General features: G+C 60.2%; 17 protein-coding genes. 14 read left to right on the top strand and 3 right to left on the bottom strand.

Going from position 1 to position 21,223, the window contains the following annotated elements; genetic code table 11:
• Window positions 1-120 precede the first annotated feature (120 nt).
• The 3 genes from pyrB to ridA all read left to right on the top strand — a co-directional run bounded on the left by pyrB (window position 121) and on the right by ridA (window position 2,142).
• Window positions 121-1,056 (top strand): aspartate carbamoyltransferase, encoded by a 936-nt coding sequence (gene pyrB / locus ACCC84_RS19150; RefSeq protein WP_004955823.1) that lies wholly within the window; start codon window positions 121-123, stop codon window positions 1,054-1,056.
• Window positions 1,057-1,069: 13 nt separating this feature from the next.
• The gene (gene pyrI, locus ACCC84_RS19145) at window positions 1,070-1,534 is read left to right on the top strand and encodes an aspartate carbamoyltransferase regulatory subunit (protein ID WP_039992442.1); all 465 of its coding nucleotides are present in this window, start codon (window positions 1,070-1,072) and stop codon (window positions 1,532-1,534) included.
• 221 nt (window positions 1,535-1,755) lie between these two features.
• The gene (gene ridA, locus ACCC84_RS19140) at window positions 1,756-2,142 is read left to right on the top strand and encodes a 2-iminobutanoate/2-iminopropanoate deaminase (protein WP_004955825.1); all 387 of its coding nucleotides are present in this window, start codon (window positions 1,756-1,758) and stop codon (window positions 2,140-2,142) included.
• A gap of 52 nt (window positions 2,143-2,194) precedes the next feature.
• On the opposite strand, the gene ACCC84_RS19135 is transcribed toward ridA, so the two are convergent.
• Window positions 2,195-4,585 carry a beta-N-acetylhexosaminidase gene (locus tag ACCC84_RS19135; protein ID WP_371902164.1) on the bottom strand — a complete coding sequence of 797 codons (2,391 nt, stop codon included), beginning with the start codon at window positions 4,583-4,585 and terminating at the stop codon, window positions 2,195-2,197.
• Between the two features lie 162 nt (window positions 4,586-4,747).
• Window positions 4,748-7,456 (bottom strand): magnesium-translocating P-type ATPase, encoded by a 2,709-nt coding sequence (gene mgtA / locus ACCC84_RS19130; RefSeq protein WP_088499854.1) that lies wholly within the window; start codon window positions 7,454-7,456, stop codon window positions 4,748-4,750.
• A gap of 411 nt (window positions 7,457-7,867) precedes the next feature.
• Between mgtA and treR the strand changes: the two genes are divergently transcribed.
• From treR to nrdG, 5 genes are all read left to right on the top strand, one after another.
• Complete coding sequence (gene treR / locus ACCC84_RS19125; protein ID WP_004955835.1) at window positions 7,868-8,815, top strand: trehalose operon repressor TreR; 948 nt, start codon at window positions 7,868-7,870, stop codon at window positions 8,813-8,815.
• 390 nt (window positions 8,816-9,205) lie between these two features.
• Window positions 9,206-10,624 carry a PTS trehalose transporter subunit IIBC gene (treB, locus tag ACCC84_RS19120; RefSeq protein ID WP_088499853.1) on the top strand — a complete coding sequence of 473 codons (1,419 nt, stop codon included), beginning with the start codon at window positions 9,206-9,208 and terminating at the stop codon, window positions 10,622-10,624.
• A 103-nt stretch (window positions 10,625-10,727) separates the two neighbouring features.
• A complete protein-coding gene (treC, locus tag ACCC84_RS19115; protein ID WP_039991236.1) occupies window positions 10,728-12,392 on the top strand; it encodes an alpha,alpha-phosphotrehalase in 1,665 nt (554 codons plus the stop codon).
• A gap of 360 nt (window positions 12,393-12,752) precedes the next feature.
• Window positions 12,753-14,891: an anaerobic ribonucleoside-triphosphate reductase gene (gene nrdD, locus ACCC84_RS19110; RefSeq protein ID WP_039991238.1), complete on the top strand. Its 2,139-nt coding sequence runs from the start codon at window positions 12,753-12,755 to the stop codon at window positions 14,889-14,891.
• 80 nt (window positions 14,892-14,971) lie between these two features.
• Window positions 14,972-15,436 carry an anaerobic ribonucleoside-triphosphate reductase-activating protein gene (gene nrdG, locus ACCC84_RS19105; protein ID WP_198773196.1) on the top strand — a complete coding sequence of 155 codons (465 nt, stop codon included), beginning with the start codon at window positions 14,972-14,974 and terminating at the stop codon, window positions 15,434-15,436.
• 16 nt (window positions 15,437-15,452) lie between these two features.
• On the opposite strand, the gene ACCC84_RS19100 is transcribed toward nrdG, so the two are convergent.
• Window positions 15,453-16,511, bottom strand: a complete 1,059-nt coding sequence (locus tag ACCC84_RS19100; protein WP_371902163.1) for a permease — start codon at window positions 16,509-16,511, stop codon at window positions 15,453-15,455.
• 224 nt (window positions 16,512-16,735) lie between these two features.
• On the opposite strand from ACCC84_RS19100, the gene phnF reads away from it, so the two are divergent.
• Genes phnF through phnK form a run of 6 tightly spaced genes read left to right on the top strand, consistent with a single transcriptional unit; the run spans window position 16,736 to window position 21,212 of the window.
• Window positions 16,736-17,461, top strand: a complete 726-nt coding sequence (gene phnF / locus ACCC84_RS19095) for a phosphonate metabolism transcriptional regulator PhnF (RefSeq protein WP_182646427.1) — start codon at window positions 16,736-16,738, stop codon at window positions 17,459-17,461.
• A complete protein-coding gene (gene phnG, locus ACCC84_RS19090) occupies window positions 17,462-17,905 on the top strand; it encodes a phosphonate C-P lyase system protein PhnG (protein WP_004955845.1) in 444 nt (147 codons plus the stop codon).
• A 2-nt stretch (window positions 17,906-17,907) separates the two neighbouring features.
• Window positions 17,908-18,489 carry a phosphonate C-P lyase system protein PhnH gene (gene phnH / locus ACCC84_RS19085; protein WP_004955847.1) on the top strand — a complete coding sequence of 194 codons (582 nt, stop codon included), beginning with the start codon at window positions 17,908-17,910 and terminating at the stop codon, window positions 18,487-18,489.
• Window positions 18,489-19,574, top strand: coding sequence for a carbon-phosphorus lyase complex subunit (locus ACCC84_RS19080; RefSeq protein ID WP_004955849.1), 1,086 nt, complete (start codon window positions 18,489-18,491; stop codon window positions 19,572-19,574). Before phnH ends, ACCC84_RS19080 begins: the two co-directional genes overlap by 1 nt.
• Complete coding sequence (locus tag ACCC84_RS19075; protein WP_198773194.1) at window positions 19,567-20,424, top strand: alpha-D-ribose 1-methylphosphonate 5-phosphate C-P-lyase PhnJ; 858 nt, start codon at window positions 19,567-19,569, stop codon at window positions 20,422-20,424. Before ACCC84_RS19080 ends, ACCC84_RS19075 begins: the two co-directional genes overlap by 8 nt.
• On the top strand, window positions 20,424-21,212 hold the full coding sequence (gene phnK / locus ACCC84_RS19070; RefSeq protein WP_004955853.1) for a phosphonate C-P lyase system protein PhnK: 789 nt from the start codon (window positions 20,424-20,426) through the stop codon (window positions 21,210-21,212). The genes ACCC84_RS19075 and phnK overlap by 1 nt, the downstream gene beginning before the upstream one ends.
• The last annotated feature ends 11 nt before the right edge of the window (window positions 21,213-21,223 follow it).

The following is a 21,223-nucleotide window of genomic DNA, read 5'->3' as shown; positions in this document are numbered from 1 at the left end:
AGCCGCCTGCCGTTGTTTCTCCTGTTGCCGAACCGATCGTATCAAGCCCCTCGTTGAGGGGCTTTTTTTTGCCTGAACACCCAGTCCCGCGCCACGGGCATTCGTCGAGGAGAGTGAAGCATGGCCAATCCGCTGTATCACAAAGATATCATCTCTATTAACGATCTCAGCCGTGAGGATTTGGAGCTGGTGCTGCGCACCGCCGCCAGCCTGAAAGCCCAGCCGCAGCCGGAACTGCTAAAGCACAAGGTGATTGCCAGCTGTTTCTTCGAAGCTTCGACCCGTACCCGCCTGTCGTTTGAAACCGCCATCCAGCGTCTCGGCGCGTCGGTGGTCGGGTTTTCCGACAGCAGCAATACGTCGCTTGGCAAGAAAGGCGAAACGCTGGCCGACACCATTTCGGTGATCGGCACTTACGTTGACGCCATCGTCATGCGTCATCCACAGGAAGGCGCGGCGCGGCTGGCCGCCGAATTCTCCGGCAGCATTCCGGTACTCAACGCCGGCGACGGCGCCAACCAGCACCCGACCCAGACGCTGCTGGATCTGTTCACCATTCAGGAAACCCAGGGCCGGCTGAACAACATCAACATCGCCATGGTGGGCGACCTGAAATACGGCCGCACCGTGCATTCGTTGACCCAGGCGCTGGCCAAGTTCGAGGGCAACCGCTTCTTCTTCATCGCGCCGGACGCACTGGCGATGCCGGGCTACATTTTGACGATGCTGGAAGAAAAAGGCATTCAATACAGTCTGCATAACAGCATTGAAGAAGTGGTGCCGCAGCTGGATATTCTGTACATGACCCGGGTGCAGAAGGAACGTCTCGATCCGTCCGAATACGCCAACGTCAAAGCCCAGTTTGTGCTGCGCGCGGCGGATCTGGAGGGCGCCCGCGACAACATGAAGGTACTGCATCCGCTGCCGCGCATCGACGAGATCACCATCGACGTCGACAAAACGCCGTACGCCTACTATTTCCAGCAGGCCGGCAACGGTATTTTCGCCCGTCAGGCGCTGCTGGCGCTGGTGTTAAACGCAGAACTGGATCTTTAAGAGGGATATGACCATGACTCATGACAACAAACTTCAGGTAGAAGCCATCAAGTGCGGCACGGTGATTGACCATATCCCGGCGCAAATCGGCTTTAAACTGCTGACCCTGTTCAAGCTGACCGCCACCGACCAGCGCATCACCATCGGCCTAAACCTGCCTTCCAAGGCGCTGGGGCACAAGGATCTGATCAAGATCGAGAACACCTTCCTCACCGAGCAGCAGGCCAACCAGTTGGCGATGTACGCACCGAACGCCACCGTCAACCGCATCGACAATTACGAGGTGGTACGCAAACTGACGCTCAGCCTGCCGGAGCATATCGACGGCGTACTGACTTGCCCGAACGGCAACTGCATCAGTCGCAGCGAACCGGTGCCGTCCAGCTTTAGCGTCAAGGCCCGCGCCGACCAAGTGCAATTGAAATGCCGCTACTGTGAAAAAGAGTTCGACCACCGGGTAGTGTTAAAGGCGGAGTGAAATTGACAAATATCCGGGCGTGGCGCTGTTCATCTGTCCGCCACTCCCTATAATGAGTCTCTGAAGTTAACTCTATCCACGTTGCTACCCAATGGATTGCAAGCCGCGGTCAGGCCGCTGGTGCGCGGGGCCCCAGGCGCTGACGGACGTCGGTGAGCGGGGTGAACGCAGGCAGCCGACAACGCTGGGTTTGCAACTCCCAGGGTCTATCAGGAGAAAAAATGTCACGTAATATCAGCACCGAAAACGCGCCGGCAGCCATCGGCCCCTACGTACAAGGCGTGGATCTGGGCAGCATGATCATCACCTCCGGCCAGATCCCGGTAAACCCGAAAACCGGCGCGGTAGCCGACGACATTTCCGCTCAGGCGCGTCAGTCACTGGAAAACGTCCAGGCGATCGTTGAAGCCGCCGGCCTGAAGGTGGCCGACATCGTCAAAACCACCGTGTTCGTCAAGGATCTGAACGACTTCGCCACGGTAAACGCTACCTATGAAGCCTTCTTTACCGAACACGATGCGCCGTTCCCGGCCCGTTCTTGTGTTGAAGTGGCGCGCCTGCCAAAAGACGTGAAGATCGAGATCGAAGCCATCGCCGTGCGCCGCTAATCGGTTCGCAGGCCATTAACGGTCAGCCCAGGCTGACCGTTTTATTGAGCGCTCAGCGCACCGTCAGCGCATGCAGCAGCGTTTCCAGCGGATACACCGCCACAATCACCAGTTCGTCACGCACCTGTGCCGCCGCATCCAACTGGCGTTGCACCTGTTGCGCTTCGCTGCCGTTCAGCGGTTTGCCCTGCTGCCAGCGATCCAGCAGCATCAGTCCGATGTCGGCCAGCGTCTCGACGTCCTGCGCCACCGGCGCCAGCTCCAGCATCAGCTGATTACCGGCCACCATCGGTTGCAGCGCCGCGCCGTTTTGCTGCCAACGCTGTAGCCGTTCACGCAGCGCCGCCTGCGCCACGCGATTGTCGCGATCCTTGAGCAATGCCGCCACCTGCAACGTCATGTCACGCACCGCGCTGCTTTCCGCCGGCAAGGCATCGGCAAGGCGATTCAGCGGCTCGAACTGGTGATAGTTGCCGGCCTGGAACTTCAGGTGCTGGCGAGTGTAATACTGCGCCGGCTCCAGCGCTTCGGCGAAAATCTGCAACGGCATGATGTCCACGCTGTTGGCCAGTCGGGTGAATTCACGCGCGGTTTGCGCATGCTGTTGTAACCCCACAGAGACTACCGACCAGGCATCCACCGTCGCCAGACGCCGGTACATATTATTTTCATCGCTCACGTCCTGCGCCGACCACAAGCGTTCCGCCACGGCAAACGCGCGCGGCCACAGCTTGAGATCGATCAGCGGCGCACGCACGTTTTCCGCCCATAGCGCCGCTTCGCCGCCCAGAATATTGGCCTGTTGCCGCGGGTCCGGCACCACCGGCATTTTACCCTGCGGCATCACCGCCAGCCTGCTGCCGCTGGTGGGGTAACGCACGTTACCGACGCGTATATAGCCGCTCAGCGTCTGCTGCTGCAAGCTCAGCACCGGGCGCGTTTCCCCCATCCAGCTGTCGACGCGGAAGGTCAGCCGGCCCGGCGCCAGCCAGACGATATCCTGCAACGCCCGTCGCGATTTGCCGTTGAAATCGATAAATCCGCGCCAACCGTTGGCTCCCTCGATCAGCGTGAAACTGCCTTCCACCGGGCTGCCCTTGAGGCGCGGCATGCTGAACTGCCAGCTCTGCGCCCGCTCCCCCTCGCCCACCGCGCTATCGACGCCCAGCGGCTGCGGCAGAATTTCATTGCGGTAGTGATAGGCGGTACTTTGCGGCTGATCGAGATAAAAGCCGGTCGACAAAATGCCCTGATAGCCGTCCTGCGCGCTGGCGCCGAGCGAGTCCGGCCCCTGCCATGACTGGATGACGATAGTGCGCGGTAGCGACGGGTGATAAATCTCGTCCCAGCCGACCATCCGCCGTTGGTGACGTTCGAGGATCTGCTCCAGCCGTTGGTTGAACCAGGCCTGCAAGGCATGGGTATCCGCCAGTTGCTGCTGTTTCATCAACGCCTGCACCGCGCTGGACTGCTGCCATTGGCTGGCGTCCACTTCGTCACCGCCGATATGTAGGTAAGGATCGGGGAAAATCTCCGCCAGTTCGCCGATGATCGCCTCAATAAAGACGTAAACCTGTTTATTGGACGGATCCAGCGTTGGCCGATGCACGCCCCATTCACGCTGCATCTGGTAGGGGCCAGGCGCGCTGATCAACTGTGGATAGGCCACCGCAATACTGGAGGCGTGACCCGGCAGATCGATTTCCGGCACCACGCGGATACCCCGCGCGGCGGCATAAGCCACCACCTGCTGCATCTGTTCGCGGGTGTAGAACTGACCGTCGCTGGCCAACTGCTGCAATTTCGGATAACGCGTCGAGGCAAAGCGCCAGCCCTGGTCGTCGGTCAAATGCCAGTGGAACACGTTGAGCTTGGCCGCCGCCATGCCGTCCAACTGGCGCAGAATATCGGCCACCGGCAAGAAATGACGCGCGGAATCCAGCAATACCCCACGCCATGGGAAACGCGGTACATCGGTGACCGACACCAGCGGCAGGAAGGTGCCGTCAGCGTCGGTTTGCACTAATTGCAGCAGGGTTTCCATGCCGCGCAACGCGCCAAAGCGGGTATTGGCGATCAGCGTGGCTCCCTGCGGCGTCACCGACAGCTGATAGCTTTCGTCGCTGTCCGGCAGCGGCTGTGCCGCCACCGCATGTTTGACCCTCACCTCGATGATCGCCGCGTCCGGCGAAGTGGCCGGAGCCAGCTGCCAGCCGGTTTGCATTTCAATGCGCTGCCGCCAGCGTGTTACCGCCTCGTCCAGATCGTCGCCCTGCACGCGGATCGCCAGGCGTTGATTCAATAGCCATTTGCCCGGCGGCTGCGACAGCGTCACCTGCTGCGGCCATGGCATCAGCGGCAACTCGCCAGCCGGCTGTGCCAGCGCATTGAGGGAAAGTAACAGGGACAGGGCCGGTAGCGTATAACGATGGATCTTATGCATCGGAAATTCCTCAGAGGAAAAACAGCAATAAAAACAGCCAACGCTGTAGATAAAGACCGAGCATAGTTCAGATGTCCAACCGCGACGGCAAAAAGGCGCACTTGATCACAACCTGTGGGCGGACAGCGGCCTGCCCGCCCCACCAGGCGCTACGGCAGCCGGCTACTGCCAGCCGTAGCGGCGCACAAACCAGCCCTTCACCCCCTGAGTCAGCACCATGTAACCGGCCAGAATCAGCAGCAGCCACGGGAAATACCCCAGCGGCAGCGCCTGTAATTGCAGAAAACCGGCCAACGGCGAAAAGGTCAGGCCGATGCCGCAGGCGATCACCAACAGCGTGGTCAGCAGCAGCGGCCACGACGGGCGGCTCTGCACAAAGGGAATTTTGCGCGTGCGGATCATATGCACAATCAGCGTTTGCGATAACAGTCCTTCAATAAACCACCCTGACTGGAACAGCGTTTGCGCTTCCGGCGTATTGGCCTTGAAGATCCACCACATCAGGCAGAAGGTCAGCACGTCAAAGATCGAGCTTATCGGCCCAAAAAAAGCCATAAACCGCCCCAGATCGGCGGAGTTCCACCGCTGCGGCTGCGTAATCTGATCGTCATCGACGTTATCGAACGGAATGGCGATCTGCGAAACGTCGTACATCAGGTTCTGCACCAGCAGATGTAGCGGCAGCATCGGCAGGAACGGTAAAAAGGCGCTGGCAATCAGCACGCTGAATACATTACCGAAGTTGGAACTGGCGGTCATCTTGATGTATTTGAGCATATTGGCGAAGGTGCGGCGCCCTTCAATCACCCCTTGTTCCAGCACCATCAGGCTCTTTTCCAGCAGTATGATGTCGGCCGCTTCTTTGGCGATATCCACCGCCGAGTCCACCGAAATGCCAATATCCGCCGCCCGCAACGCCGGCGCATCGTTGATGCCGTCACCCATAAAGCCCACCACGTGGCCCTGTTGCCGCAGCACCTGCACAATACGTTCCTTGTGTAACGGCGTCAGCTTGGCGAATAGCGTAGTGTCTTGCGCCGCAACCGCCAGCTGCGCATCGCTCAGCCGTTCGATGTCGCTACCGCACAGCACCCGTTCGGTGGCCAAGCCGACGTCGCCACAAACCTTGGCTGCCACCCGCTCGTTGTCGCCGGTCAGGATCTTCACCGTAACGCCATTGCGCTTTAACGCCGCCAGCGCCGGCGCGGTGCTCTCTTTTGGTGGATCGAGGAACGCGATGTATCCCTCAAGGATCAGATCCGCTTCATCGACCACGCCGTACTGCCGGTTCTCTGCCGGCAGCGTCTTGACCGCCACGGCCACCACCCGCAGTCCCTGCTGGTTAAGATCGCTGGTGATGCAGCGAATGCGCGCCAACAGCCCGGCATCGAGCGGCAGGATCTGCGATCCCTGACGTACCTGGCTGCAGATCGCCAGCATTTCTTCCAGAGCGCCCTTGCAGATCAATTGATGCTGGTCGTCATGTTGCGCGACCACCACCGACATGCGCCGACGTTCGAAATCAAATGGAATTTCATCCACCTTGCGGTAATCGCGCAGCGCATCCGGCTGACCGCTGTGCTCACCGCAGCTCAACACCGCCACATCCAGCAGGTTCTTCAGCCCGGTCTGGTAAAAACTGTTGAGCCAGGCGTAGCGCAAAACTCGATCGCTGTTGACGCCGAACACGTCGGTATGGCGCTCCAGCGCAATTTTGTCCTGCGTAAGCGTGCCGGTTTTATCGGTGCAGAGGATGTTCATCGCGCCGAAGTTCTGAATGGCGTCCAGACGTTTGACGATCACTTTTTGCCGCGACAGTTTCACCGCACCGCGCGCCAGCGTCGACGTGACGATCATCGGCAGCATTTCCGGCGTCAGCCCGACCGCCACCGACAGCGCAAACAGCGCCGCTTCCCACCAGTCTCCTTTGGTGTAGCCGTTGATCAGCAACACGATCGGCGTCATCACCAGCATAAAACGGATCAACAGCCAGCTGATCTTGCTGATCCCCCGCTGAAAGGCGTTGGGTTCCTCCGCCTGCCCGGTGAGGCGCTGTGCCAACTGACCGAAATAGGTGTTACCGCCGCTGCCGATCACCATCGCCAGCGCGGTGCCGCTCACCACGTTGGTGCCCATAAAGCACAGGTTTTGGCATTCCAGCGGATCCTGCGCCAGACGGTGTGGATCGGCGGCTTTCTCCACCGGCAGCGACTCGCCGGTCAGCGCCGCCTGGCTGATAAACAGATCCTTGGCGCTGAGCAGCCGCAGATCCGCCGGGATCATATCGCCCGCCGCCAACTTGATGATATCGCCCGGCACCAGCTGCGCAATCGGCAGTTCGCGATGCTCGCTTTTACCGGTTAGCGCGTCGCTGCGGATCACCGTGGCGGTGTTGCTGACCATGGCCTTCAACGCATCGGCAGCGCGGTTGGATCGCGCCTCCTGAATAAAGTTCAGCAGCGTAGACACCAGCACCATCAGCGCAATCACCAGCGCACCGGTGAGATCCTCGGTGGCATAAGAGATCATGCCAAGCGCGGTCAACAGCAGGTTGAACGGGTTGCGATAGCAGTGCCACAGGTGACGCCAGGCACTTTCCTGTTGCCGATCGTCGATGATGTTTTCACCCACGCGATCGCGCTGGATCTGCGCCTCGCGATCGGTGATGCCTTCCGGGTGGCTGTCAAAACGCGTATACAGCTGGAGCGGGCTGGCGGCGGCACACTCCAGCCGCTGTTGCGCCAGGCCGGCCGGCATTGCGCGCGCGTCGCTAGCTACGCCCTCCAGCAGGCGATCGCGGTGCACCAGGCGGTGCGGCAGATTGCGGCTGAGCAGGTTCAGCAACAGGTGTGGCAGCATTTTCAGGTTCATTGTTCGCCCCTTTTGCCACCGCCTGGCGGCGGCAGCGCAGTCGCGAACCGGCCACGGCGGCTGATTTTTGAACGCGCCAAAAACCTCTGCCGTGGCAGATTCTTTGTATCAATAGCAACAGAAGCGAACAGTGAAGCGCACGCTACCGGTTACCGTTAACTTCACCGGTAAATCAGCAGCGCAGAGCGGAGAGGTTTACCGGTGAACCGAGTGGGTGTTTGCGGGGGTAGGCTCAGGGTCCATACGGGTGATAACCTCCGGTAAGTGAAAAGACAGGGCGGCCGCCGCGGCCGCACCGACAATGCGCAGATACGCGCTCAGCACCAGGATCCATTTTGCAAAATGCGCTATTCTGACCGGCACTGACAGAGCACAAAGTTTACGCCCTTCAACTTAAACGATAAATAAACCATGCAAAACCGGCTGACAATCAAGGATATAGCTCGCCTGAGTGGCGTAGGAAAATCCACCGTATCACGCGTTTTGAACAACGAAGGCAGCGTGAGCCCACAAACCCGCGAACGGGTGGAAGCGGTGATCCGTCAGCAGGGATTCACCCCGTCCAAGTCGGCACGCGCCATGCGCGGGCAGAGCGATAAAGTGGTGGGTATTATCGTTTCCCGTCTGGATTCACCGTCGGAAAACCAGGCGGTGCGCACCATGTTGCCGCTGCTGTATCAGCAGGGTTATGACCCGATCGTGATGGAAAGCCAGTTCGAAACCCGTCTGGTACAGGAGCATTTGCACGTCTTGGCGCAGCGCAACGTCGACGGCGTGATCCTGTTCGGCTTTACCGGGCTGACCGCCGACATGCTGCACCCGTGGCAGGAAAAAATGGTGGTGATGGTGCGTGAATACGCCGGCTTTTCCTCGGTGTGTTATGACGACGTCGGCGCGGTCAATTTATTGATGGCACACTTGCAGCGCCAGGGCCACCGGCACATCGGCTACCTGGGGGTGCAGCAATCGGACGCCACCACCGGCCAACGCCGCTATCAGGCCTATCTGGACGCCTGCCGACAGCAGCAGATTGAACCGCACGCGGCGCTAGGCGAACTGAGCTATCAGAGCGGCTTCCAACTGGCAGCGTCGGCGATCGCCGAACAGACCACCGCGCTGGTCTGCGCGTCGGACAGTATTGCGCTCGGCGCGATCAAGTATCTGCAACAGCAACAGGCTCGTCCGATTCAGGTGTGCGCCATCGGCAATACCCCACTGCTGAGCTTTCTGTTCCCGGAGACGCTGTCGGTGGAGTTCGGCTACGGCAGCGCCGGTGTACAGGCAGCACAGCAGCTGCTTGGGCAACTCAACGGTGAACTCGCCATTCGGCGCATCGTGGTACCCAGCAAACTTTCCTGATTAAAAAACGCACTTATTTTGGCATTTTGTGATCGTCACCCCAATCCGGGAACGTTCCCATTTCATTAAAAAAGCCAAATGGCTAAGCTTCGATCAGCTCGAGATCCCAACACATGGACGTTGCATCCAGGCGGCAAGCAAATGCATCCCGAGGAGCTGACTCAAGTCAGTGATTCGGGTAAATGCGCGTAGCCAACGCCGATGCGGCTTCAAGTATGACGGATAGTTACCCTAAATAATTGGAGTTGCATCCAGGCGGCAAGCAAATGCATCCCGATGAGCTGACTCAAGTCAGTGATTCGGGTAAATGCGCGTAGCCAACGCCGATGCGGCTTCAAGTATGACGGGTAACCGGCTCACCTCTGCGTTCTGCCAAAAAAGGTACTTATAATGAGTAAAGTCAACCAGCAGGATATCGATCGTCTGATCGTGTTGGTGGGCGGCCGCGACAATATTGCGACCGTCAGCCACTGCATTACCCGGCTCCGTTTTGTGCTGAAGGATCCCAGCAAGGCCAGCCCGAAAGAGATTGAGGAGCTGCGCATGGTCAAGGGCTGCTTCACCAACGCCGGGCAATTCCAGGTAGTGATTGGCCCGGAAGTCGGCGATTACTATCAGGCGCTGATCGCCGCCGCCGGCGTCAACGAAGCCGATAAGGAGCAGGCCAAGGTGGCGGCGCGCCAGAACATGACCTGGTTCGAACGCACCATTTCGCACTTTGCCGAAATCTTCTTCCCGCTGCTGCCGGCGCTGATCAGCGGCGGCTTGATCCTCGGCTTTCGCAATGTGATCGGCGATATCCCGATGTCCGACGGCCAAACGCTGGCACAGTCCAGCGCCGGTTGGAAAACCGCTTATGACTTCCTGTGGCTGCTCGGCGAAGCGATCTTTATGTTCCTGCCGGTGGCGATCTGCTGGTCAACGGTGAAAAAAATGGGCGGCACGCCGGTATTGGGCATCGTGATGGGCATTACGCTGGTGTCGCCGCAGCTGATGAACTCCTACCTACTCGGCCAGCAGTTGCCGGAAGTGTGGAATTTCGGCTGGTTCACCATTGAAAAGGTCGGTTATCAGGCGCAGGTGATCCCGTCGATCCTGGCCGGCATGGCGCTGGGCTGGATCGAAACCCGCTTGAAAAGGATCGTGCCGGATTATCTGTATCTGGTGGTGGTGCCGGTGGTTTCGCTGCTGCTGGCAGTGTTCCTGGCGCATACGCTGATCGGGCCATTTGGCCGCATGATCGGTGATGGCGTCGCCTGGGCGGTAAAATCGGTAATGACCGGCGCCTTTGCGCCGATTGGCGCCGCGCTGTTCGGCTTCCTGTATGCGCCGCTGGTGATTACCGGCGTACACCAGACCACGCTGGCGATCGATATGCAGATGATCCAGAGCATGGGCGGCACCCCGGTGTGGCCAATCATCGCGCTGTCCAACATTGCGCAGGCGTCGGCGGTGCTGGGCATCATCATCGTCAGCCGCAAAACCAACGAACGTGAAATCTCCGTACCGGCCGCCATTTCGGCCTACCTCGGCGTCACCGAACCGGCGATGTACGGTATCAACCTGAAATATCGCTTCCCGATGCTGTGCGCGATGATCGGTTCCGCCGTCGCCGGCCTGATCTGCGGTCTCGACGGCGTGATGGCCAACGGCATTGGCGTCGGTGGTTTACCGGGCATTCTGTCTATCCAGCCGCAGTTCTGGATGGTGTTTGCGCTGGCCACCCTGGCGGCGGTGGTTATCCCACTGGTACTGACGGTGCTGATTTACCAACGCAAGGCGCGCCGCGGCGAGCTGCTGGTTTTATAATATTCCCCAGCCCTTCTCACCAGGCGCTGGCCGAGTGATGGAGGATGACGGGAACCGGGGCCGACGGTTCGGCCCCAAGGTTACAGTCAAAAGGTATTCTGTTATGAGCAACCCAATCCCCTGGTGGCAAAACGGCGTCATCTATCAAATCTACCCGAAGAGCTTTCAGGACAGCACCGGCAACGGCTACGGCGATCTGGCCGGCGTGATCCAGCGGCTGGACTATCTGCAAGAGCTGGGCGTTGACGCCATCTGGCTGACGCCGGTGTACCTCTCGCCGCAGGTGGACAACGGCTACGACGTGGCGGATTACTGCGCCATCGATCCGGCCTACGGCACGCTGGAGGACTTTGAGCGGCTGGTCGCCGCCGCGCATCAGCGCAGTATCCGCATCGTCATGGATATGGTGTTCAACCACACCTCTACCGAGCACCCGTGGTTCAAGGCGGCACAGGATCGCCACAGCCCGCATCGTCAGTTTTACATCTGGCGCGACGGCAGCGAACAGACGCCGCCCAATAACTGGCGCTCCAAATTTGGCGGTCAGGCGTGGCAGTGGCACGCCGACAGCGGCCAGTACTACCTGCACCTGTTCGCCACCGAACAGGCGGACCTGAACTGGGAACATCCGCCGGTGCGCGAAGAGCTAAAAAAAGTCTGCCAGTTCTGGGCCGACAAAGGCGTCGACGGCCTGCGTCTCGACGTGATTAATCTGGTGTCAAAACAACAGGATTTTCTGGACGATACCCTCGGCGACGGCCGGCGCTTTTACACCGACGGGCCGCGGATCCACGAATTTCTGCAGGAAATGAGCCGTGAGGTGTTCCAGCCGCGCGGCCTGATGACGGTCGGCGAGATGTCGTCGACCACGCTGGAACATTGTCAGCAATATGCGGCTAACAGCGGCGAAGAGCTGTCAATGACCTTTAACTTCCACCATCTGAAGGTGGACTATGCCAACGGTGAAAAATGGACGCTGGCCGCGCCGGATTACGTCGCCCTGAAGTCCATTTTCCGCCACTGGCAGCAGGGTATGCACAACCGGGCGTGGAACGCACTGTTCTGGTGTAATCACGATCAGCCGCGCATCGTGTCACGCTTTGGCGATGACGGCGAGTTGCGCGTGCCGGCGGCCAAAATGCTGGCACTGGTGCTGCACGGCATGCAGGGCACGCCGTACATTTATCAGGGCGAAGAGATCGGCATGACCAACCCCGGTTTCCAGCGTATTGAGCAATACCGTGATGTGGAAAGCCTGAATATGTACGCCGAACTCAGCGCCCAAGGCATCAACGATCGGCAACTGCTGGCCATTCTGGCCTGCAAATCACGCGACAATGGCCGCACGCCAATGCAGTGGAGCGCCGCCGCCCATGCCGGCTTTACCTGCGGTTCGCCGTGGATTGCCTGCGCCGACAATTACGCGCAGATCAACGCCGACGCGGCGCTGGCCGACCAGGATTCGGTGTTTTACACCTACCGTCACCTGATTGCGTTGCGCAAGCAGCACCCGCTGCTGACCCACGGCGATTACCAGGATCTGGCGCCCGAACACCCGGCGCTGTGGTGCTACCAGCGCAGCTGGAACGGCCAGCGGCTGTTGGTGGTCGCTAACCTGAGCCGCGAACCGCTGCGCTGGCAGGCAGAAGGGGTCGACGCCGGCGATCTGTGGCGCCAGTTGGCCGCCAACTATGCCGATGCACCGGCGTTACCACAGGCAACCACGCTGCGCCCGTTTGAAGCGGTGTGGTGGCTGCGGGAAGATTGACGCCAGACGGGCCTGCCCGCGCGGGCCCGGCTGTTGCCAGTAACCGCGATCGCCATCACAGTTTGCCACATTGTTTTTATTGCCTACCGATACATTCAACCCGCGGATTATGGGGGCTGCATTCATCTGCACGATTTACGTTTGTACAGCGAACCAACTGTCACCAAACTTCCTTGTCCTACATCAAAAAAACCGCCACAACACCCATATATAGTGCATAGATAATTTCCATCACCTATATGTAGTAGTTATCCACAAAATCGTCCACACGTCGCTGCAGCCCTTGCACGCTGCGGTATTGCCCTGTGGATAAGCCCAACAACGGGCATAACGCTCCCGAGCGGAACAAGGAGTAGCATCGTGAAACCAGTAGTGATTAAACGGGACGGTTGTCAGGTACCTTTTGACCAGGCACGGATCGGGCAGGCTATCGAACGGGCCGCCCTGGCCGTCGGTGTGGTTGACGCCGACTACTGCGCCACCGTCGCCCGCGTGGTCGCTCAGCAAATGGAGCAACAGCAACGCGTTGATATCCATGACATTCAGCTGGCGGTTGAAAATCAGCTGATGGCCGGGCCGTACAAACAGCTGGCGCGCGCCTACATCGAGTACCGCCACGATCGCGACGTTTCTCGTGAACTGCGCGGCCGCTTGAACCAGGAGATCCGCGGCCTGGTTGAACAGAGCAACGTCGCGCTGCTGAATGAAAACGCCAACAAGGACAGCAAAGTGATCCCGACCCAGCGCGATCTGCTGGCCGGCATCGTCGCCAAACACTACGCCAAACAGCACATCCTGCCGCGCGACGTGGTGCTGGCGCATGAACGCGGCGAGATCCATTATCACGATCTCGATTACTCACCGTTCTTCCCAATGTTCAACTGCATGCTGATCGATCTGAAAGGCATGTTGACCAACGGTTTCAAAATGGGCAACGCCGAGATTGAGCCGCCAAAATCGATCTCTACCGCCACCGCGGTCACGGCGCAGATCATCGCCCAGGTCGCCAGCCATATCTATGGTGGCACCACCATCAACCGCATCGATGAAATCCTGGCGCCGTTCGTCAGCGAAAGCTTCCGCAAGCACCAACAGGTGGCGCAACAATGGCAGATCCCGCAGCCCGATGACTACGCCATGGCGCGTACCGAAAAAGAGTGTTACGACGCGTTCCAGTCGCTGGAATACGAAGTGAACACGCTGCACACCGCCAATGGCCAGACGCCGTTCGTCACCTTTGGCTTTGGCCTCGGTACCGGTTGGCAGTCGCGAATGATCCAGCAGTCGATCCTGAAAAACCGCATCGCCGGGCTGGGAAAAAACCGTAAAACGGCGGTATTCCCCAAATTGGTGTTCGCCATCCGCGATGGCCTGAATCACCAGTACGGCGATCCGAACTACGACATCAAGCAGTTGGCACTGGAATGTGCCAGTAAGCGCATGTATCCAGATATTCTTAACTACGATCAAGTGGTTAGCGTTACCGGTTCATTTAAGACGCCAATGGGCTGTCGCAGTTTCCTCGGCGTTTACCAGGAAAACGGCGAACAGATCCACGACGGCCGCAACAATATCGGCGTGATCAGTCTGAACCTGCCACGCATTGCGCTGGAGGCGATGGGCAACGAAAAACGCTTCTGGCAGTTGCTGGATGAACGCCTGCTGTTGGCGAAGAAAGCGCTGATGACGCGTATCGCGCGCTTGCAGGGCATCAAGGCTCGGGTGGCACCGATTCTCTACATGGAGGGCGCCTGCGGCGTGCGTCTCAACGCCGACGATGACATCGCCGAGATTTTCAAGCATGGCCGCGCGTCGATCTCGCTCGGCTATATCGGCATTCACGAAACCATCAATGCGCTGTGCGACAACCGCAGCCATCTGTATGACGATGAGACGCTGCGTGCCAAAGCGCTGGCGATCGTCGAACGCCTGCGTGCCGCCACTGAAAGCTGGAAAGCGGAAACCGGCTACGGCTTCAGCCTGTACAGTACGCCAAGCGAAAACCTGTGCGATCGTTTCTGCCGGCTGGATACCGCCGATTTCGGCGTGGTGCCGGGCGTCACCGACAAGGGGTACTACACCAACAGTTTCCACCTCGACGTGGAGAAAAAGGTCAATCCGTACGACAAGCTGGACTTTGAGGCGCCCTACCCGCCGCTGGCCAACGGCGGTTTCATCTGCTACGGCGAATACCCGAACCTGCAGCACAATCTGAAGGCGCTGGAAGACGTGTGGGATTACAGCTACAGCCGCGTGCCGTATTACGGCACCAACACGCCGATCGACGAATGCTATCAGTGTGGCTACACCGGCGAGTTTTCCTGCACCAGCAAGGGCTTTACCTGTCCGAAATGCGGCAATCATGACTCGGCGAAGGTGTCGGTCACGCGCCGGGTGTGCGGCTATCTCGGCAGCCCGGACGCACGGCCGTTCAACGCCGGTAAACAGGAAGAGGTCAAACGCCGGGTGAAACACCTGGATAACGGGCAGATCGGCTAACGCCTGCCGCCTGATGGGCCAGCAGCAATCGGCTCATCAGGCGTTATCAATCCCAACAATGGCCTGATGGCAAACCGACTATGAATTATCACCAGTATTACCCGATCGATGTGGTCAACGGCCCCGGCACCCGCTGTACGCTGTTTGTCGCCGGCTGCGTTCATCAATGCCCCGGCTGCTACAACAAAAGCACCTGGCGGCTGAACTCCGGCCAGCCGTTCAGCGCACGGATGGCGGATCGCATCATTGCCGATCTCAACGACCAACGCATACCGCGTCAGGGGCTGTCGCTGTCGGGCGGCGATCCGCTGCATCCGGCCAACCTGGCGGCAATATTGCAGCTGGTGCAACGGGTACGTGCCGAATGCCCCGGCAAGGATATCTGGCTGTGGACCGGCTACCGGCTGGATGAACTGGACCACCAACAGATGCAGGTGGTGGATCTGATCAACGTACTGATTGACGGCAAGTTCGTGCAGGATTTAAAAGATCCGGCGCTGATCTGGCGCGGCAGCAGCAATCAGGTGGTGCACAAGCTGCGCTAGATGCCTTCACCGACCATTACATCAACACCAGTCCCACCAGCCCAGTGGCGACGCCGCACAAGGCCACCAGCGCGGCGGTCAGGCACAGCGCCTTGGCAGAAAACGCCTTGTTGAGCATCAACAGCGAAGGCAGGCTGACGGCCGGCAGCGTCATCAGCAGCGCCAGCGCCGGGCCCGGCCCCATGCCCGCCAACATCATCGCCTGCACGATAGGGATTTCCGCCGCGGTGGGAATGACAAACAGGCAGCCGGCGATCGCCAGGCCGACAATCCACAGCAGGCTGTTGTCCACCGCGCCGTCGGCATGCGGGAACAGCCAGACGCGCGCCGCCCCCAGCAACAGCACCGCCAGGATATAAATCGGAATGGTAGACCAGAATAACACCCACAGCGCCTTTATCCAGCGGCCGAAGAACGGTTGATCCGGCGTTTTCGCCTGCGGCATGACCGCCGCCTGCAGTGCTGCCGGCGGCGCATCGTTGGCGGTGAGGCGCTGCACCAGCCAGGCAATACCCAACACCATGACCACGCCGGCCACCAGTCGAATAACCGCAAACTGCCAACCGAGCACAAAGCCCATAAAGATCAGCGTCGCCGGGTTCAGTACCGGGTTACTTAGCCAAAATGCCAATGCCGCGCCGCTGGACACCGACTGCCGACGCAGCCCGGCGGCGACCGGCGCCGCACAGCAGGTACACATCATGCCGGGCAGCGCAATCAGCGTACCGAGCAACGTACCGGAAAAACGCCGGTGGCCGAGGGTACGCACCAGCCAGTCACGCGGGATCAATACCTGCACCAGCGACCCCAGCAGCACGCCGAGCACCGCCGCCTTCCACACCGCCTTGAAGTAGACCAGCGCGTATTGCCACGCCGCCAGCCACGGGCTGTCAGCCGGGTTGGCCAGAATGGAGTTGCCAATCGAATGGCTGTCTGCCGCCAAAAACGCCTTGCCGTAATACGGCTGCCACTTGACGTAATACAACCCGACGGCGACCACCAGCAGGAACAGGATTGGTTTCCACAGCGGCCATGCGCGAGCCGGGGATTCAGGAGCAGTAATGGGTTGAGACATGTTGCGAACCAGCGTGAGAGCAAACAATGGCGTTAGCTTAGCGCGACGTGCGCCGCTTGGCATCCCTCTGTCGAAAATAGTTCATCTGTTCGCCACCAACGCGTAACGCAATTGTCATCTCGCGGCGGCACCCTATGGCCAACGTGATCAACGGGTATGCACCATGCCGCAATTTACATTCGACATCACCGACAGCGCCCCGGCCAACGGAGGTTTTTATTATGATGCAGTTATCTAGACATCCGACCACTTACCCGACTCGTTACCAGCAAATCGCCGCGCAGTTGGAAGACGAGTTACGCGCCCACTACCGCTGCGGCGACTATCTGCCTTCAGAACAGCAACTGGCCGACCGCTACCAGGTCAATCGCCATACGCTGCGCCGTGCGGTCGATCAACTGGTGGAACGCGGCTGGCTGCAACGTCGCCATGGCATCGGCATTCTGGTGCTGATGCGCCCTTATGATTATCCGCTGCATGCCAAAACCCGCTTTAGCCAGAACCTGTTCGAGCAGGGAAGCCACCCCACCAGTGAGCGCTTACTCGCAGTTTTGCGCCCCTGCAACGGCCATATCGCCAGCGCGTTATCGCGTGAAGAGGGCGAAACGGTGATTCACCTGCGGACGTTGCGTCGGGTCAATGGCGTACCACTGAGCGTTATCGATCACTACCTGCCGGATCTGGATTGGTGGCCGGCGCTGCAACAGTTCCACAGCGGCTCGCTGCATGAATTTATCGAACAACGTATCCACCAGTCGCTGACCCGCAGCCAGACGCGCATCAGCGCCCGTCGCGCGCAGGCCAAAGAGAGCCAACTGCTGGAGATCGCCACCCACGCGCCGCTGCTGTGCGTGCGAACCCTGAATACCTGTGTCGGCAGCAACAGCGTGGCGGAATACTCCGTCAGCCTGGCGCGCGCCGACATGATCGAACTGACGATGGAGCACTGAATGCAATCCTTATCGAGCAGACAACGCTGGATGTCAGTGTTGGCGCACAGCCAACCGGCCCAGCTACGCAGCCACTGGCAGGCGCTGAACCTTAACCCGCGCTATCAACTGCTGCGCGCGCCGGAGATCGGCCTGGCGCAGTTGCAGGGGCGGATGGGAGCTACCGGCCGCCGCTTCGTGCTGGGCGACATGACCGTCACCCGCAGCGTGGTGCAACTGGACAACGGCGGCCACGGTTACAGCTACATCGCCGGGCGCGACAAGGCCCATGCCGAGCTGTGCGCGCTGGCCGATGCGCTGCTGCAACAGCCGGAACACCACGAACGGCTGCAACAGCGGCTGATTGAACCGCTGGCGGCGCTGCAGCAGGAGCAGCGTCAACTGCGCTCCCGCGCGGTGGCGTCCAGCCGGGTCGACTTCTTTACCCTGGTGCGGGGGGAATAACCATGAGTTTACTCACCGGCTTTGCCCAACCGATTGAACAGGCGCAGCATGCCTTCCGCTTGATGCTCAAGGCGTTAAGCGAACCGGGCGTCACGGTGACGCTCGGCGACGGGCCAGTATGGCCGCCGTTGAACGCCGCCGACACCGCAGCGCTGCTGACGTTGGCCGACGGGGAAACCCCGATCCATCTCTGCCCTGCCCTGCATTGTGAGCAAGTGCTGACAAACATTCGTTTCCACACCGGCGCGCCGCTGGCTGACACGCCGGCAGCGATCCGCTTTGCGCTGTGGGACGGCAGCCTGCAAGCGGCAGATTTAAGCCAATTACCGTACGGCAGCGATATTTCGCCGGAATTCGGCGCCACTCTGCTGGTGCAGGTGAGCAGCCTGACGGCAGGCGCACCGCTGCGCCTGAGCGGCCCCGGCATTGAGCGGCAACGGCTTATCAGCCCGGAACTGCCCGCCGCGCTGCGCGATTATCTGCTGGAACGTCCGCACCGCTTCCCGCTGGGCATTGACGTACTACTGACCTGTGGCGAGCAACTGATCGCCATTCCACGCACCACGCATCTGGAGGCCTGCTGATGTACGTCGCGGTGAAAGGGGGCGAAAAAGCCATTGAGGCCGCCCATCAGTTACAGGAAAACCTGCGTCGCGGTGATAGCGCGCAGCCGGCGCTGAGCGCCGAACAAATCGATCGGCAACTCGGGCTGGCGGTGGACCGTGTGATGACCGAGGGCGGCGTGTATGACCGCGAACTGGCGGCGCTGGCCGTCAAACAGGCCAGCGGCGATCTGGTGGAAGCCATTTTTCTGCTGCGCGCCTATCGCACCACGCTGCCACGGCTGGCGGTCAGCCAACCGCTGGCCACCGACAAGATGCGTCTGGAACGACGCATTTCTGCGGTTTACAAAGACTTGCCCGGCGGTCAGGTGCTTGGCCCAACCTACGATTACACCCATCGTCTGCTGGACTTCGCGCTGCTGGCAGAAGGCGAAACGCCCGCCGCGCCGTTGGCCGAAGAGCCGCTGCCGGAGCAATGCGCCCACGTGTTCGATCTGCTCAGCCAGCAGCAACTGGCGCAGCCCGAACTGGATGACGACAGCACGCCGGACGACATTACCCGCACGCCACCGGTTTACCCCTGCCCGCGTTCGGCACGCCTGCAACAGCTGGTGCGCGGCGACGAAGGCTTTCTGCTGGCGCTCGGTTATTCGACCCAGCGCGGCTATGGCCGCACCCACCCGTTCGCCGGGGAAATTCGCAGCGGCTACCTGACGGTGTCCATCGTGCCGGAAGAGTTGGGCTTTGCCATTGATATCGGCGAAATCCTGCTGACCGAATGCGAAATGGTCAACGGCTTCGTTGATCCGCCGCAACAGCCGCCGCATTTTACCCGCGGTTACGGGCTGGTATTCGGTCGCGCGGAACGCAAGGCCATGGCGATGGCGCTGGTCGATCGCGCTCTGCAAACCGCCGAATACGGCGAGAGCGTCGCCAGCCCGGCACAGGACGAAGAGTTCGTGTTGGCCCATGCCGATAACGTGGAAGCCGCCGGCTTCGTTTCTCACCTTAAATTGCCGCACTACGTTGATTTCCAGGCCGAACTGGAACTGTTGAAACGCCTGCGGCAGGAATTTGCCGAGCGTCAGGAGGCGCGTCATGACTGAAGTATTGAGCGGTTATAACCCCGGCTACCTGGACGAACAGACCAAACGCATGATCCGCCGCGCCATTCTGAAGGGCGTGGCCATCCCCGGCTATCAGGTGCCGTTCGGCGGTCGTGAAATGCCGATGCCATACGGCTGGGGCACCGGCGGCATTCAAATCACCGCCAGCGTTATCGGCCAGCACGACGTGCTGAAAGTGATTGACCAGGGCGCGGACGATACCACCAACGCCGTCTCCATCCGCCGCTTCTTCCAACGGGTGGCCGGCGTCGCCACCACCGAACGGACGCCGGAAGCCACGCTGATCCAGACCCGCCACCGCATTCCGGAAACGCCGCTGCGGGAAGATCAGATCCTGATTTATCAGGTGCCGATCCCCGAGCCGCTGCGCTTTATCGAACCGCGCGAGACCGAAACCCGCAAGATGCACGCGCTGGAAGAATACGGCGTGATGCAGGTGAAACTGTATGAGGACATCGCTCGCTACGGCCACATTGCCACCACCTATGCCTATCCGGTGAAGGTCAACGACCGTTATGTGATGGATCCGTCGCCAATCCCGAAGTTCGACAACCCGAAAATGCACATGATGCCGGCGCTGCAACTGTTTGGTGCCGGGCGTGAGAAGCGCATCTATGCCCTGCCGCCGTTCACCAAGGTGGAAAGCCTGGACTTTGACGATCACCCGTTCAGCATCCAGCAGTGGGAAGAACCGTGCGCGCTGTGCGGTTCGCGCCACAGCTATCTGGATGAGGTGGTGCTCGACGATCGGGGCAGCCGTATGTTCGTCTGTTCGGATACCGATTATTGCCGGCAGCAGCTGGCGCAACAGCAAGAGGCGCAGCACTGATGACTTCCGCACTTTTGGACAGCGCCCCGCTGCTGTCGGTAAGCAACCTGACGCACCTGTACGCGCCGGGCAAAGGTTTTAACAATGTGTCATTTGATATCTATCCCGGTGAAGTGCTGGGTATCGTCGGCGAATCCGGCTCCGGCAAGACCACCCTGCTGAAGTCGATTTCAGCCCGCCTGGCGCCACAGCACGGACAGATCGTTTATCAGCCACAGGCCGGGCAACGGCACGATCTGTACGCGATGGCGGAAAGCGATCGCCGCCGTCTGCTGCGCACCGACTGGGGCGTGGTGCACCAGCATCCGCTTGACGGGCTGCGGCCGCAGGTCTCCGCCGGCGGCAATATCGGCGAACGGCTGATGGCAATTGGCCAACGGCACTATGGCGACATCCGCCAGCAGGCCGCGCAGTGGCTGGAGGACGTCGAGATCCCGGTGTCGCGCCTGGACGATCTGCCAACCACCTTTTCCGGTGGCATGCAGCAGCGGCTGCAAATCGCCCGCAATCTGGTCACCCACCCCAAACTGGTGTTTATGGACGAACCGACCGGCGGGCTGGACGTTTCGGTACAGGCGCGACTGCTGGATCTGCTGCGCACGCTGGTGGTGGAAATGCAGCTGGCGGCGGTGATCGTCACCCACGATCTTGGCGTGGCGCGGCTGCTGGCGCACCGTTTGCTGGTGATGAAACAGGGCGAAGTGGTGGAAAGCGGCCTGACCGACCGGGTACTGGACGATCCGCACCACCCCTATACCCAACTGCTGGTGTCGTCAGTGCTGGCATAACGGAGTGAAAA

It is taken from the genome of Serratia odorifera, assembly GCF_041448735.1.
GTDB lineage: Bacteria > Pseudomonadota > Gammaproteobacteria > Enterobacterales > Enterobacteriaceae > Serratia_F > Serratia_F odorifera.
This window is presented reverse-complemented; position numbering and strand designations above follow the sequence as displayed.